Below are 14,223 nucleotides of genomic sequence, written 5' to 3' on the forward strand. Positions count from 1 at the left end.
CAGTTAACCCGCCTGAAGCCCTATTCCCTTCCCGGCAGTTTCTTCCAGGCAACTGTATCTCGCAAATACACAGGCGCCAGCTCATCGACCGAGGTGGCCTGTCCTTGTTGCCAGCCAAGGCTTGCCAAAGCAAGCATAGCACTGGCTTGAGGATATTTCACCGCATCCAGCAAGGTCAAGTTCTCGGCATGTTGTAACAGTGCCGGGTAGGCGTCAAACCCTGTACCGCAGCAATACACCTTGTCCGCATTGGCAAAGGGCGAGGTCATTGTCTCAGGGGCGCTCACTTGCTCTATGCCCACCAGTTTGGCCAGGCCGGATTCCTGTTCAAACGCCGCCCAATAGATTTCGCCCATGCGGGCATCTATGGCACAAATCACCTGCTGCGCACCATGTTCGGTTATCGCTTGCTGCGCCATGGCAGCCAAGGTAGAGATACCGATTACAGGTACATCCAGCCCCAGCGCCAACCCTTGAGTCATAGAAGTGCAGATGCGGATGCCGGTGAAACTGCCTGGCCCTCGGCCATAGGCGATAAGGCCGATATCCTGCATCTTGAGCCCGGATTGGCTCAGCAAGTTCTCTATCATGGGCAGCAATCTTTGGCTATGTTCACGGGGAGCATCGACAGATTCGGCAATACTGCCACCTTGCCATGCCAGCGCCGCTGAGCAGAGTTCGGTACAGGTATCCAGAGCCAGAATAACAGGAGAATTGGCAAGTGTAGTCGATGTCATGGTTTAAACCTTGATAAGCGAAGGTATAGCCTTCGGCGAGTTAATAGCGGCGGGATCATACCATCAAATACGCCGAAACCAAGCCCGGATCTGCCCTTGTGATCCTTATCATGGACAATGAGAACAGTTCTCAACTAATATAGAGTCCCCTTTTCGGTTAGCGTCTGTTATGTCCAGCCTCTCTCAGTCTTCCAATGAAACCGCAGTTTCGCGGTTGAAACGTGCCTTTGTCGCCGGTATTTGGGCCACGCTCATCAGCATAGCAATCGGGTTTTCCTTTAAAGTCTGGCTCGCAAGCTGGGTTCCCAAGGCGGATCTGGCTATCTACCACACAGTTATCGATATCATCTCGCTGTCACTTATCCTGATGACAGGCTTTCGCTCGTCTATGGTGGTGTCATACAGCCAGACCCGCAACGACAGGGATATCATCAATATTTTCCGCTATGTGCTGATACTTGTAGTGCTGCTGACCTGGGGCATTATACTGCCCTATATCAAGCACAAACTCGCCATAGATGTGGAGTACCTGCAACTGGTGGGCATCATAGTCAGCATGGGGCTCAAGGTGTACTTTACCAACCTGGTTGCCATGTATCGTCTCTATGAAATCAGCAACAAGGTAACCTGGATGGAGCCGCTGTCTTTGGTGCTGGCCTTTGCCCTGTGTTACTACGGGCTGAGCATGGCGCCGCTGGGAGCACTCTTTTACGCCACGACGCTGTCGTCTCTGATTATCGCGGTCTTTATGTATCTGAGAAGGCGGCGCCAAATCGCCACCGCGCCGCTCGCCAAGGTCAATCTTGAGCCGGCGCTGAAGAGCTTTATGAAGCGCAGTGTCACCGCCTCGCTCGAGGCCGGTTCAAGCATTCTGATGATCTATATTACCGTACTACTGACCATACGTTATTTCAGTGTCGAAGAGCTGGGGGATTTCCAAGTGGTGGTCAGACCGGTATTCACCTACATGACCTTGCTGTTTGTATTCCCTATCTACCGCTTCGTATTGCCGGAATTGGCGGTCTGTGTTCGCGCCCGGGACAATGAACAGATCCGCGCCATCAAACACTGGCTCTACAAGCTGGCGCTAATTGTCAGCACCAGTTTCTTTGTTGTCATGCTGCTGGGCGGCGATAGTCTGTTCAGAATGCTGTTTCCGCCCCAGTATCACGGCGCCGTCCCGGTACTGCTGCACTATGCCATTTTCTTCATCTTTTTGATGCTCAACGGTTATCAACTGGCCTATATCAAGGCCGAAGGCTACTTTAATGCCAGTTTGCTGATCCGCCTGGCCGGCATCATTACTCTGGTGGGCGCCTTCTTCCTGCTCAGGCAATTGACGGCCAATGTGGTGGCGGTAATCCTCGCCCTCGGCTGCGGTTACCTGATGATGTACCTGATAGGTGCTCTGGTCGAGCGCCATATCCGCCGCAGTAGAGCCCAAGCTTCACCAGCCGTATCCTAACTAAGGAAGGCGGCATGGTGGTTTCCGGGTATCAACCAAGGGAAGCGGCCAGTCTGATTTACTCTTGAGTGAATTGCGCTTGATAGTAGCTTCGGGCTATGGCCGTTGTCACCTTAAGCGGCTAAGGTTAACCCCAAGGAACCGCACGCAATAGCAAAGGATTGGAGGCCAGGGAATGCCAGGCGCCTATGCACACCTCACCATGGTCAACAGCCTCAGACAGCCACTTGAGCTGGAGGCGGTTACCCATATGCCCAAGGACGCTATTCGCGCCTTACTGAAGCACTTCAAATACTGCGAGCTCGGGGCTGTCAGCCCGGATTATCCCTATCTTGCCCTCAATGATCGCCAACAGGCCAAAAGCTGGGCCGACAAGATGCATTACCAGCATAGCGGCGAAATGCTCAAAGCCGGCGTTCGTCATCTGGCCTGCAGTGAAGGGGAAGAACGCGACAAGGGCCTGGCCTGGTTGCTGGGCTATTGTGCCCATGTGATCACAGATATCACTGTCCATCCGGTTATTGAGATGAAAGTAGGCCCCTACAAAGACAACGCCGATGCCCACAGGCATTGTGAAATGCATCAGGATGCCTACATCTATCCCAAGCTCAATCTCGGGGCAATAGGTCTATCCGAACACCTGGATTCCGGCATTGCCGCCTGCTGCGATGCCACAGGCCAGAAACTGGATCCTGTCATAGAGAGATTGTGGGACAACTGCTTCAAAGATGTTTATATCGATGAGTGGGCCAATAATCCGCCGGCCATCAATGACTGGCATAAAGGCTTTATCACTGTGGTGGACAAGATTGCCGAGGAAGGCAACAGACTGCTGCCGTTTGCCCGCCACCTGGGCGTCAAGTTCGCCGTTCTCTACCCAGAGCAGGAGCTGATTGAAAAAGCATATTTAACCCTGACCACCCCTGAGGGCGATATGCACTATGACGCGATTTTTCTGCGCGCCAGAGAAAACGTCAAACACTTTTGGCAACTTATCGCCAGCGGTGTGCTGGAGCAAGATAGCGCCTATCTGGAGAGTATCAAAGATTGGAATTTGGACACGGGCCGGGATGCCGCAGGTAAACTGGCCTTTTGGCAGGAACAGGCCTAACAGGAACTAGCGCTGACCTACTATTTGTAGATAAGGATTCAAGGATGAAATCAATTTTCCATCAAGGCCCAATCGTCTGCCTGTTGCTGGCGCTGCTACCGACACTTGGTGGCTGCGGTCTGGGTGACAGGCATGAACAAGACTACCAACAACTGGCACCGGCACTGACCAAGGTGACCAGCGCCGCCGAGGCCACCATACGTTATGAAAATCATCCGGCCAATCTCGACGGCCAAACTTTACTGGCGTTGGCCACAGCCCATGACGCCTCCCTGCTCGAGCCATTCAGCCAATACCAACTGCACCTGTTTCGCATCGAGGATCATGCCCTCTTGTTGCTGTGCAGCGCAGACGGTGAGCGGGCCCTGATGGAAGACAGTGGTTGCACCGCCAAGCTCGACAAGCAGCAATGGCAACAGGGAACAAGTCCCTGTGAGACCAGTATTGCACCTGCCAACATCTGCCTGGGTGAACTGTGACCCTCGTCATAGTATCGCGTTTCCTGCAAAGGGTATCCTAGGCGCACTTGGGCGCTTGCGCCCCTTTAACCTCAATAGCTTAGTGCTCATTACCGAGTCTTGAGACAATATTCGGCAAACAGGCACCCGCCATAGCAGTAAAGGAAATCTCATGTCAGACAGTCATTGCCGTCACGGCAGCTTCACTAAACCTCTTCGTCGTCTTCGCCGTCTTCGCAGTTCAGAAGCCATGCGGGATCTGGTTCGCGAGCAGCAAGTTTCCCTGACAGATCTGGTACACCCACTGTTCATCGAAGAAGGCATTACTGAGCCTGTGGCCATCAGCACCCTTCCCGGGATCAGCAGATTGCCCGAGAGCATGCTGGCAGCTGAGATCCGTGAGCTGAAGGCCCTCGGAGTCCGCTATGTAATGCCCTTTGGTATTTCACACCATAAAGATGCCATCGGCAGCGATACCTGGAACGATGACGGCCTGCTGGCACGGATGATCCGCACCATCAAGCAGGAAGCGCCCGAGATGCTGGTGATCCCGGATATCTGTTTCTGCGAGTACACAGATCACGGCCACTGCGGTGTGGTCGAGCACAATGAAGTTTGTAATGACGCGACTGTGGAAAACCTGGTCAAGCAGTCTGTCTGCGCTGCCCGCGCCGGTGCCGACATGCTCGCCCCTTCGGCCATGATGGATGGCCAAATTCGGGCGATACGCGAAGGCCTGGATGCAGCCGGTTTTGAAAATGTCGCCATTTTGGCCCACTCGGCCAAGTTTGCCTCCTCTTTCTACGGCCCATTCCGGGCGGCGGTAGATTGTGAACTCAGCGGCAATCGTAAAGGTTATCAACTGGATAGCGCCAATGGCCGGCAAGCACTGTTGGAGGCCCTGCTCGATGAAGAGGAAGGCGCCGATATTCTGATGGTGAAACCAGGTACGCCTTATCTGGATGTGTTGTCACAATTGAGAGAGCGTACCGAGTTGCCTTTGGCGGCTTATCATGTGGGCGGTGAATATGCCGGGATCAAGTTCGCGGCTCTGGCCGGCGCTCTGGACGAAAGGGCCGTGGTTACCGAAAGCTTTGTCGGCTTCAAACGCGCCGGTGCCAGCTTGATTGTCAGTTACTACACCAAGCAATTTGCTTCCTGGCTGGCCGCAGATCGCGGCTAATAGCTAGTACAGAGACAGAGGGCAAAAGGCGCCTAGTTTTAGGCGCCTTTTTACTATCAATTTATTTGTTCCAAAAATTGAATTAACACTCTCAAATACAGTATCCAACTGTTTTTAATCAATCTATTCTTTCAAGAAAAGACAAGGCAGATTGCAAATTGCGGGTCCTGTACATGGGCGGCAAGGAGTTGAGAAATGCCTGACCATAACTGCGATTAACGATGCGATTATCACAGAGAATTAGCACACCGCGGTCGCTCTCGTCACGAATTAGCCGTCCAACACCCTGTTTGAGTGCTATCACAGCCTGGGGCAAGGCCAACTCCACAAAGGGGTCACCCTGTCGCTTACTGATCTCTGCGGCTCTGGCGCGATAGAGATTATCGTCCGGAGACACAAAGGGCAGTTTGTCGATTATCACGCAAGAGAGTAACTTGCCGCGCACATCCACGCCTTCCCAAAAACTGCCGGTGCCCAGCAGCACGGCATTACCCAGCTGACGAAACTTTTTCAGCAGTGTCTGCTTGCCGGCGCTGCCTTGCACCAAGAGTGGATAGCGGCTGCGACCATGAAGCGCCTGCGCCACCCGTTGGAGCATCCTGTGACTGGTAAACAAAATAAAGGTTCGGCCCTTGGCCGCATTAATCGCCTGCTCGCACACCTCAAGCAGGCGCCGAAACTGATAATCCCCTTCAGATCGCACATCCCCAAGCTCCCTGGGGACACACAAAATTGCCTGGCGTCGGTAGTTAAAAGGGCTGTCCAGAATAAGCTCCCTGGCCCCCTTAAGCCCCAATGTCCGGCAAAAATGGTTCAGGCTGCGATTCACCTGTAGCGTTGCCGAGGTAAATAGCCAACGGGTTTGCACCTCAAACAGCGCCTGACACGCCTTGGCAACATCAATAGGCGCCATTCTCAGCGTCGGCAACCGACTGCCCTGCTCTATGCTGTAAGCCGCACTTTGGTCTTCACAGTTGAAAAACTGCTCCAGCTGCACACAGTAATCTAGCCATTTTTCCAGGCAATCATCCAGTTCATCACTGCGACCGATATTGGCCAGCATCACCCGCTCCAGCGCCCGAAACTCTTCGAGCAGCTGCCAGCATTGCCTCGCAAGTTCTTTATCGGCCAACAGGGGCCGCCAGTCGCTTTGCCCGGAAGCCTGGGTCATCTGCGCCCAATCCGCCAGGCGGGAGCCGCAGCGCCTGGCGAGATCGCTCAGTTGTGAAGTATCCCTGAGTTCCTGTTGATATACCGCTTCCACCCGCTCCAGCACTCGCTGCATGGCCGCGAGCGACAATTGGCGACCAAAGTAGGTTACGGCAATATCGGCAAGCAGGTGAGCCTCATCGAAAATCACCGCATCGGCATCGGGCAACAACTCGGCAAAGCCGGTATCCTTGAGGATCCTGTCGGCAAAAAACAGATGATGGTTAACCACGATAATCCTGGCTTCCAGGCTCTTCTGTCTGGCCTTGCGGGTAAAGCAGCTGTCATAGAAGGCGCAGCGCTTGCCGGTGCAGCGCTCTTTCGAAGAAGCCACCAGCGCCAGTGCCGGCGACTGTTCGGAAACCGTGGCCAGAGTACCGAGATCGCCATCTGTGCTGGCCGCGGCCCATTGATTTATCCTGAGCAGATCATCGAGCACTTCCGGGCTGCGGCTCTGGGCGCCATCCAACTGCTGCTCCAGCAACAACTGACACAGATAATTGTTGCGCCCTTTGAGCAGCGCCACCCGAACTTGCAGATCCAGCATCTGCAGCAAGGCCGGCAGATCTTTATAAAACAGCTGTTCTTGCAGGTTCTTTGAGCCGGTGGAGACAATCACCTGCTTGCCTGAAAGCAGCGCCGGGATCAGATAACCGAAGGTCTTGCCAACCCCGGTGCCGGCTTCGAGCACCAAAGGCACTGCAGCGCCGCTTGAGCCATGGAGTAACTGGGCCACTTCGCGGGCCATCTCCAGTTGTTGCTCTCTAGGCTTGAAGCCCCTGATATTGGAGGCCAAAGGGCCGCCCGGGGCGAAGGCCAGTGCCGTTTCGCTAACGAGTCGATTACGCATTGTGCTCCATTTTGCCCTGGGGTATGGCGTGCATTATCGCTATTTGAGTGACGGATACAAGGGACAAACCTTATCGCCAAGCCGCTCTACCCAACAGAGTTGGCATTGATATAGTTAACATAACCACTTAAACCAAACTCTTCAGGCTAACGATTCGCAAACTTATGCCCAAGCGGGCCGCTTGATGAATCCTTTTCAAGCAGCAGACATTTTTTGATTTTGGGTGTTGCAAATTCCAGCCAAAGGGATTAGCTTAAAAACACGCCAGCCGAATTGGCTCAGAATTGAATGTTTATGCGCTGCCAAATTACAGCGTGAAATCACAGGATTTATTACATGACACAGCTTCGCAACGCTATCCATCATCACCACCACGAGCGGTAGCCTTCGGAGCTGACTGCCGAAGGTTCATTCCTTCTGGCGGTTGATTCATAAGATCTGAAAACCCCTGGAAGGAATTCCGGGGGTTTTTCGTTTCCGGATTTGAGTTTTTTAACCAAGATTGAATTGACCAACAGGAATGACCACTATGACTTCAAATCGACTGCGCATCGCTATCCAGAAATCGGGCCGGCTTTCGAAAGAATCACAACAACTGCTGAAAAACTGCGGCGTAAAATTCACCGTCAACGAACAACGTCTGATAGCCCACGCCGACAATATGCCGCTGGATCTGCTGCGGGTGCGTGATGACGACATTCCCGGCCTGGTCATGGATGGCGTGGTCGATTTGGGGATCATTGGCGAGAATGTGCTGGAAGAGGAGCAGATAGAACGGCAGACACTGGGCAAACCTTCGGCCTGCAACAAACTCAGACAACTGGACTTCGGCGCCTGCCGTTTATCGCTGGCGGTACCCAGTGAGTTCCCTTATCAGGACGCCGCCTCACTGGAAGGCTTGCGAATTGCCACCTCCTACCCCAACCTGTTGCGCCGTTTTATGCAAAATAAGGGCATAAGTTATCGCGATTGTATGCTCAAGGGCTCGGTAGAAGTGGCCCCCCGTGCCGGACTCGCCGACGGGATCTGCGATCTGGTTTCCACCGGCGCCACTTTGGAAGCCAATGGCTTGTACGAGACCGAAGTTATCTTCCGCTCTATGGCCTGTGTCATCCAATCACAGCAAACCCAAACCCCGGCCAAACAGGCCTTGATCGACAAGCTGATGAGCCGGGTCAACGGCGTCATCCGTGCCCGGGAAAGCAAATATATCCTGCTGCACGCTCCCACTGAAACCCTGGAGCAGATTGTTGCCCTGCTGCCCGGCGCCGAGAACCCCACAGTGTTGCCGCTCAACGATGACAGCAACCGGGTCGCCATCCACGCGGTCAGCACAGAAGATCTGTTTTGGGACACAATGGAAGAGCTGACCAAGCTCGGTGCCAGCTCGATTCTGGTAATGCCAATTGAAAAGATGATGGGGTGAAGCATGCAGTATCTGGTATGGGACAAACTGAGCGAAAGCGAGCAGGCCGCCGCGCTCCAGCGCTCCTCCCTGGTAAGCAGCAAAGCGCTCGAGCAGAGCGTCGGCGAGATCATTGAGGCCGTCGCCGCCAAGGGAGACCAAGCCCTCAGGGAGTACAGCGAGCGCTTTGATAATATCCCCCTTGAGAATATCGCCCTCAGTCAGGCGCAGATAAAGGCCGCTGCCCAGGACGTTAGCCCTGAGCTCAAAGACGCCATCAAGACCGCCATGGCCAACATAGATGTGTTCCACAGCGCGCAACAGCCTCAGGCTTTGGATATCAATACCCAGGCCGGAGTGCGCTGTGAGCTCAGAAGCGAAGCCATAGACAGCGTCGGCCTCTACATACCGGGCGGCAGCGCGCCGCTGATCTCCACTGTGTTGATGCTGGCGCTGCCGGCCCGAATCGCCGGTTGTCGCCGCCGGGTCTTGATAAGCCCGGCTCCGATAGACAGCGCCATCATCTACGCCGCCAGCGAATGCGGCATCGAAGATATTTACCAATCCGGTGGCGCCCAGGCCATTGCCGCGCTGGCATTGGGCACGGAGACCATAGCCCCGGTGGACAAGATATTTGGCCCGGGCAACCGTTATGTCACCGAAGCCAAGCGCCAGTTGTCCCAGGATCCCAGGGCGCGAGTCAGTATCGACATGCCGGCAGGGCCATCCGAAGTGCTGGTCATCGCCGATGAGACTGCCAATCCAGCCTTTGTGGCGGCTGACCTCCTGTCACAGGCCGAGCACGGTCCCGACTCTCAGGTGATATTGCTCTCTAACTGTGAATCGCTGGCAAAAGCCGTCATCCAAGAGCTGGACAAGCAGCTTGCGGCTCTGCCCCGCGCCGATATTGCCCGCCAGGCATTGGCCGAAAGCCGTATTTTACTGCTCGATTCACTGGATAAGGCTGCAGCCGTTTCCAACCGCTATGGCCCCGAGCACCTGATCATCCAGACCCGCAGCCCAAGAGCAGTGCTGGCACAAATTCGCGCTGCCGGCTCTGTGTTTCTCGGCCCCTACACCCCGGAATCTGTGGGTGATTACGCCAGCGGCACCAACCATGTGCTGCCCACTTACGGCTACAGCCGCTCGGTATCCAGCCTGTCACTGGCAGATTTCTGCCGCCGCTTTACCGTGCAGGAGCTGAGCGCCGAAGGTCTGTGCGCCTTGGGGCCCTCGGTAATGACCCTGGCCCAGGCAGAGCAGCTTGACGCTCACAGCAATGCCGTTGCCCTGCGTCTGGCCTCTCTTGGGGTATCCGGCTCCGAAGGTTCAACCGAGAGTGTTTCATCATCGCGCGCGCCGTCCGCGAGAATGGAGGAATAAACACCATGCCTGCAGCCATTAATACCGCCACTGCGGATGCCAAGAAAGGAACAATAGCCGTTACCCACCAAAGCCGCGAGCTTGCCGCTACTCTGGCCCGCCCCGAGCTTTTGGCACTCGAGCCCTATCAAAGCGCCAGGCGCCTTGGCGGCCAGGGGGAAGTCTGGATCAACGCCAACGAATCCCCCTTCAACCACACGGATATCGACCGGGTCAACCGCTACCCCGAGTGCCAGCCACCAGAGGTGATAGCCGCCTATGCCGCCTATGCCGGAGTCTCAGATTTGCAGCTCATCTGCAGCCGCGGCGCCGATGAAGCGATAGAGTTGCTTATCCGCACCTTTTGCACCCCGGGGGCAGACAGCATCGCCCTCTTTGGCCCCACCTACGGCATGTACGCCATCAGCGCCGCGACCTTCAATGTCGAGGTCAAGGCGCTGTCGTTGGATGACAATTTTCAGTTGCCCAAAGCGTTAACCCAGGCCCAAGGCGCCAAACTGCTGTTTATCTGCAACCCCAACAACCCCACAGGCACCTGGGTAAGCCAGGGTGAAATTCTGCGGATACTCGAGGCCATGCCAGACACGCTAGTGGTAGTGGATGAAGCCTATATTGAATTCAGCCCCGAGCTGAGCGCCGCCTCTTTGCTCAAGGAGTATCCCAACCTGGTCGTGCTGCGCACCCTCTCCAAGGCGTTTGCCCTGGCCGGAGCCCGCTGCGGCTTTATGTTGGCCAATGAAGGCATTATCGAGATGGTAAAACAGGTGCTGGCCCCCTACCCGGTACCTGTCCCTGTGGCATGCTTGGCGGCTGCGGCATTAAGCCCTGAGGGCATAGCCAGAATGCAGGCCGATGTGGCGCTACTCAAGACCCAGGGACAAAGAGTGGCCGCGGCGCTGGAAAGACTCGGTGCCCGGGTACTACCAAGTGGCGGCAACTATCTGCTGGCGTATTTCGCCGATGCCCCCAAGGTGCGTGAGCAGTTGCAGCGCTTTGGCATAGTCGCCCGCAGCTACCGGGATCCGCGTCTTGTCGACGCCATACGTTTCAGTTTCAGCGATGACTCAGATACCGAGCGGCTGCTAGCCGCCCTGAGCCAGGTGCAATAACGATAATAATCAGCCCGGCAGCGGCCGGCACAAGGAAACATCAATGAGCCAGAAAATACTCTTTATCGACCGCGACGGCACCCTTATTGAAGAGCCGCAAACCGACAAACAGGTGGACAGACTGGATAAGCTGGTGTTTGAACCCGGCGTTATTCCGGCGCTGCTCAAACTGCAAAGCGCCGGTTACCGCTTGGTGATGGTCTCCAATCAGGATGGCCTGGGCACGCCCTCCTTCCCGAAAGAAGACTTCGATGCGCCCCACAATCTGATGATGCAGATTTTTTCAAGCCAGGGGGTCAACTTCAGCGAGGTGTTGATTTGCCCTCACTTCAACGATGAAAACTGCAGTTGCCGCAAACCCAAACTCGGGTTGGTAAAAGAGTTTCTGACCCAGGGCCTGGTGGATTTCACCCGCTCGGCAGTTATTGGTGATCGGCAAACCGATATTGCCCTGGCCGAGGCCATGGGCTTGACCGGCTATCGCTATGACAGGGAAAAGCTCAACTGGGGCGATATCTGTGATGCCCTCTTGAGCCGGGGTCGCCAGGCAACTGTGGTGCGCACCACCAAAGAGACCGACATTCGGGTCGAGGTGGATCTCGACCGCGCCGGCAACAGCGACATCAATACCGGCATAGGCTTTTTCGATCACATGCTGGATCAGATTGCCACCCACGGCAACTTCAAACTGGCGGTCAAGGTTGACGGCGATCTTGAGATAGACGATCACCACAGTGTGGAAGATACCGCGCTGGCGCTGGGCGATGCTTTGCGTCAGGCGCTGGGCGATAAACGCGGCATTGCCCGCTTCGGTTTTTCCCTGCCAATGGATGAAGCCCGCGGCGACTGCCTGCTGGATCTCTCCGGCCGTCCCTTCCTCAAGTTCAACGCCGTATTTGAGCGGGAAAAGGTCGGTGAGCTGGCCACAGAGATGGTAGCGCACTTCTTTCGCTCCTTTGCCGACGGCCTGCGCTGCACCCTGCACCTTGGCTGCGAGGGCGACAACGACCACCACAAGGTAGAGGCGCTGTTCAAGGTGCTGGGGCGCACTCTGCGCCAGGCCATCAAGGTTGAAGGTGATGCCTTGCCTTCCAGTAAGGGAGTGTTGTAATGACCCAAGCCATTGCCAAGACAGTGATTATAGATACCGGCTGCGCCAACTTGAGCTCGGTAAAATACGCCTTTGAGCGCCTCGGCGCCGAAGTCTGTATCAGTGATGATGCCGAGGTTATCCGCAGCGCCGAAAGAGTGGTGCTTCCCGGTGTGGGCACAGCCAGAGCCGCCATGGCGGCGCTCACTGAAAAGCAGTTAATTCCTGTTATCAAGGCGCTGAAACAGCCGGTGCTGGGAGTGTGTCTCGGTATGCAGCTCATGTGTGACAGCTCGCAGGAAAGTGGCGAGAATGCCGATGAATGCCAGTGTCTTGGGCTGATCCCGGGCACTATACGCCAGCTCGACTGCAAGGGGTTGCCCAGTCCACATATGGGCTGGGATCAACTGAGCCCCGTACTTGATGCCAACGGCCAGGCACACCCGCTGTTTGCCGGTATCGATAAAGGCAGCTACTGCTATTTCGTCCATTCCTTTTGCGCCGCGCCTTCCGCGGCCACCATAGCCGAATGCTGTTACGGCGAGCGTTTCAGCGCCGCCATTGCCAAAGACAACTTTATGGGAGTGCAGTTTCACCCGGAAAAGAGCGCCGTTATCGGTAGCCTTATCCTGGCTAACTTTCTCACTCTGACCCAGGATGATTTTAACGGAGCTGCAGCATGATTATACCGGCAATCGATCTTATAGAAGGTCAGGTAGTGCGCCTGTTTCAGGGCGATTACCAACAGGAGACCCGCTTCAATCTGCAACCTGAGGCTCAACTGCTCGCTTATCAGGCCCAGGGGGCTTCACTCTTGCATCTGGTGGACTTGACCGGCGCCAAGGACCCTGAGCGCTGCCAGAGCAGCCTGATAGCGTCGCTCGCAGCCGCCCTGGATACACCACTGCAAGTGGGCGGCGGCGTGCGCAGTCAGTGTCAGCTCGATGAACTGTTCAAGGCCGGGGTTTCCCGGGTAGTGATAGGTTCATTGGCGGTGCGTGAGCCCAAACTGGTTGGCGCCTGGCTCGAACAATACGGCCCGGATGCCATCTGTCTGGCGCTGGATGTCAATATCAATGCCGCGGGCGAGAAAATAGTGGCGGTTCACGGCTGGCAGAGTGGCGGTGGCAAAACCCTGGAATCTCTGGTGGCCCAGTTTGCCCCTTTGGGCCTTAAACATGCCCTGGTCACCGACATCAGTCGTGATGGCACCATGACGGGCGCCAACACAGCCCTGTACCGCGAGTTGGCGCAGACCTTTCCCGATATCGCCTGGCAGGCCTCCGGCGGTATCGCCAGTCTGGATGATGTGGCCGCAGTCAGGGATTCCGGCGCCAGCGGCCTGATTATCGGCAAGGCCTTGCTAACCGGCGAATTCAGCGTAGAGGAGGCGATCGCATGCTGGCAAAACGTATAGTCCCTTGTCTCGATGTACGGGACGGTAAGGTGGTCAAAGGCGTGCAGTTTCGTAACCACGAAACCATAGGCGATATCGTGCCGCTGGCGGCCAGATATGCCGCCGAAGGCGCCGATGAGCTGGTGTTCTATGATATCACCGCCAGCGCCCACTCGCGGGTGGTGGATAAGTCCTGGGTCAGCCGGGTGGCGCAGCAGATAGACATACCCTTCTGCGTGGCCGGTGGCATCAAGACGCTGGCCCAGGCACGCGAGCTGCTGGCATTCGGTGCCGACAAGATCTCCATCAATTCACCGGCACTGTCGGATCCCAGCCTTATTCGCAGGCTGCAGGATGAATTCGGCCGCCAGTGCATAGTGGTGGGTATAGACTCTTTCTTCGATGCCAATGATAACAGCTATAAGGTGAAACAGTTTACCGGCGATGAAGCGGCGACCCGCGACACCCAATGGCACACCTTGGATTGGGTCGAAGAGGTGCAACGTCAGGGCTGCGGCGAAATCGTCCTCAATGTGATGAACCAGGATGGGGTGCGCCAGGGTTATGATATCGAGCAGCTTGCCAAAGTGAGAGCCGTCTGCGATGTGCCGCTTATCGCCTCCGGCGGCGCCGGCACCATGGCGCACTTTCTCGAGGTCTTCGCCAAGGCCAAGGTCGATGCCGCCCTGGCCGCCAGCGTATTTCACAAGGGGATCATAGAGATCCAGGCGCTGAAAGCCTTTCTCAAGCAAAGCGGCGTCGCCATTCGCAGCTAAGGAAGGTGCGAATAAGTCCTCGTGGCACTCTGGCTTGCACAGCAATTGGCG

General features: G+C 55.9%; 13 protein-coding genes. 11 read left to right on the forward strand and 2 right to left on the reverse strand.

Translation table 11 applies throughout. From position 1 onward, the window contains the following. Nucleotides 1–20: 20 nt before the first annotated feature. Nucleotides 21–737 (reverse strand): tRNA (adenosine(37)-N6)-threonylcarbamoyltransferase complex dimerization subunit type 1 TsaB, encoded by a 717-nt coding sequence (gene tsaB / locus CX651_RS16360; protein ID WP_071476593.1) that lies wholly within the window; start codon nt 735–737, stop codon nt 21–23. Between the two features lie 169 nt (nt 738–906). Here tsaB and CX651_RS16365 point away from each other — a divergent pair, with 169 nt between their 5' ends. The 4 genes from CX651_RS16365 to hemB all read left to right on the forward strand — a co-directional run bounded on the left by CX651_RS16365 (nt 907) and on the right by hemB (nt 4,954). Then, the gene (locus CX651_RS16365; RefSeq protein ID WP_101056899.1) at nt 907–2,202 is read left to right on the forward strand and encodes an MATE family efflux transporter; all 1,296 of its coding nucleotides are present in this window, start codon (nt 907–909) and stop codon (nt 2,200–2,202) included. Between the two features lie 175 nt (nt 2,203–2,377). Continuing rightward, complete coding sequence (locus CX651_RS16370) at nt 2,378–3,313, forward strand: zinc dependent phospholipase C family protein (protein ID WP_101056900.1); 936 nt, start codon at nt 2,378–2,380, stop codon at nt 3,311–3,313. Nucleotides 3,314–3,357: 44 nt separating this feature from the next. Next, on the forward strand, nt 3,358–3,792 hold the full coding sequence (locus CX651_RS16375) for a hypothetical protein (protein WP_101056901.1): 435 nt from the start codon (nt 3,358–3,360) through the stop codon (nt 3,790–3,792). A gap of 151 nt (nt 3,793–3,943) precedes the next feature. Further along, on the forward strand, nt 3,944–4,954 hold the full coding sequence (gene hemB, locus CX651_RS16380; protein ID WP_101056902.1) for a porphobilinogen synthase: 1,011 nt from the start codon (nt 3,944–3,946) through the stop codon (nt 4,952–4,954). A gap of 118 nt (nt 4,955–5,072) precedes the next feature. Here hemB and CX651_RS16385 read toward each other — a convergent pair whose 3' ends face one another. Then, the gene (locus CX651_RS16385) at nt 5,073–7,013 is read right to left on the reverse strand and encodes an ATP-dependent DNA helicase (RefSeq protein ID WP_101056903.1); all 1,941 of its coding nucleotides are present in this window, start codon (nt 7,011–7,013) and stop codon (nt 5,073–5,075) included. Between the two features lie 529 nt (nt 7,014–7,542). Here CX651_RS16385 and hisG point away from each other — a divergent pair. Genes hisG through hisF form a run of 7 tightly spaced genes read left to right on the forward strand, consistent with a single transcriptional unit; the run spans nt 7,543 to nt 14,172 of the window. Further along, complete coding sequence (gene hisG / locus CX651_RS16390; protein ID WP_025011635.1) at nt 7,543–8,439, forward strand: ATP phosphoribosyltransferase; 897 nt, start codon at nt 7,543–7,545, stop codon at nt 8,437–8,439. A gap of 3 nt (nt 8,440–8,442) precedes the next feature. After that, nucleotides 8,443–9,801, forward strand: coding sequence for a histidinol dehydrogenase (hisD, locus tag CX651_RS16395; protein WP_101056904.1), 1,359 nt, complete (start codon nt 8,443–8,445; stop codon nt 9,799–9,801). 5 nt (nt 9,802–9,806) lie between these two features. Beyond that, on the forward strand, nt 9,807–10,910 hold the full coding sequence (hisC, locus tag CX651_RS16400) for a histidinol-phosphate transaminase (RefSeq protein WP_101056905.1): 1,104 nt from the start codon (nt 9,807–9,809) through the stop codon (nt 10,908–10,910). A gap of 43 nt (nt 10,911–10,953) precedes the next feature. Then, the gene (hisB, locus tag CX651_RS16405; RefSeq protein ID WP_101056906.1) at nt 10,954–12,021 is read left to right on the forward strand and encodes a bifunctional histidinol-phosphatase/imidazoleglycerol-phosphate dehydratase HisB; all 1,068 of its coding nucleotides are present in this window, start codon (nt 10,954–10,956) and stop codon (nt 12,019–12,021) included. After that, nucleotides 12,021–12,683, forward strand: coding sequence for an imidazole glycerol phosphate synthase subunit HisH (gene hisH, locus CX651_RS16410; RefSeq protein WP_101056907.1), 663 nt, complete (start codon nt 12,021–12,023; stop codon nt 12,681–12,683). The genes hisB and hisH overlap by 1 nt, the downstream gene beginning before the upstream one ends. Continuing rightward, entirely contained in the window at nt 12,680–13,417 is a 738-nt protein-coding gene (hisA, locus tag CX651_RS16415) for a 1-(5-phosphoribosyl)-5-[(5-phosphoribosylamino)methylideneamino]imidazole-4-carboxamide isomerase (RefSeq protein WP_101056908.1), read from the forward strand. Before hisH ends, hisA begins: the two co-directional genes overlap by 4 nt. After that, a complete protein-coding gene (hisF, locus tag CX651_RS16420) occupies nt 13,399–14,172 on the forward strand; it encodes an imidazole glycerol phosphate synthase subunit HisF (protein ID WP_101056909.1) in 774 nt (257 codons plus the stop codon). Before hisA ends, hisF begins: the two co-directional genes overlap by 19 nt. Nucleotides 14,173–14,223: the final 51 nt, after the last annotated feature.

Origin of the sequence: Shewanella chilikensis, assembly GCF_002836945.1 — a bacterium.
Classification (GTDB): domain Bacteria; phylum Pseudomonadota; class Gammaproteobacteria; order Enterobacterales; family Shewanellaceae; genus Shewanella; species Shewanella chilikensis.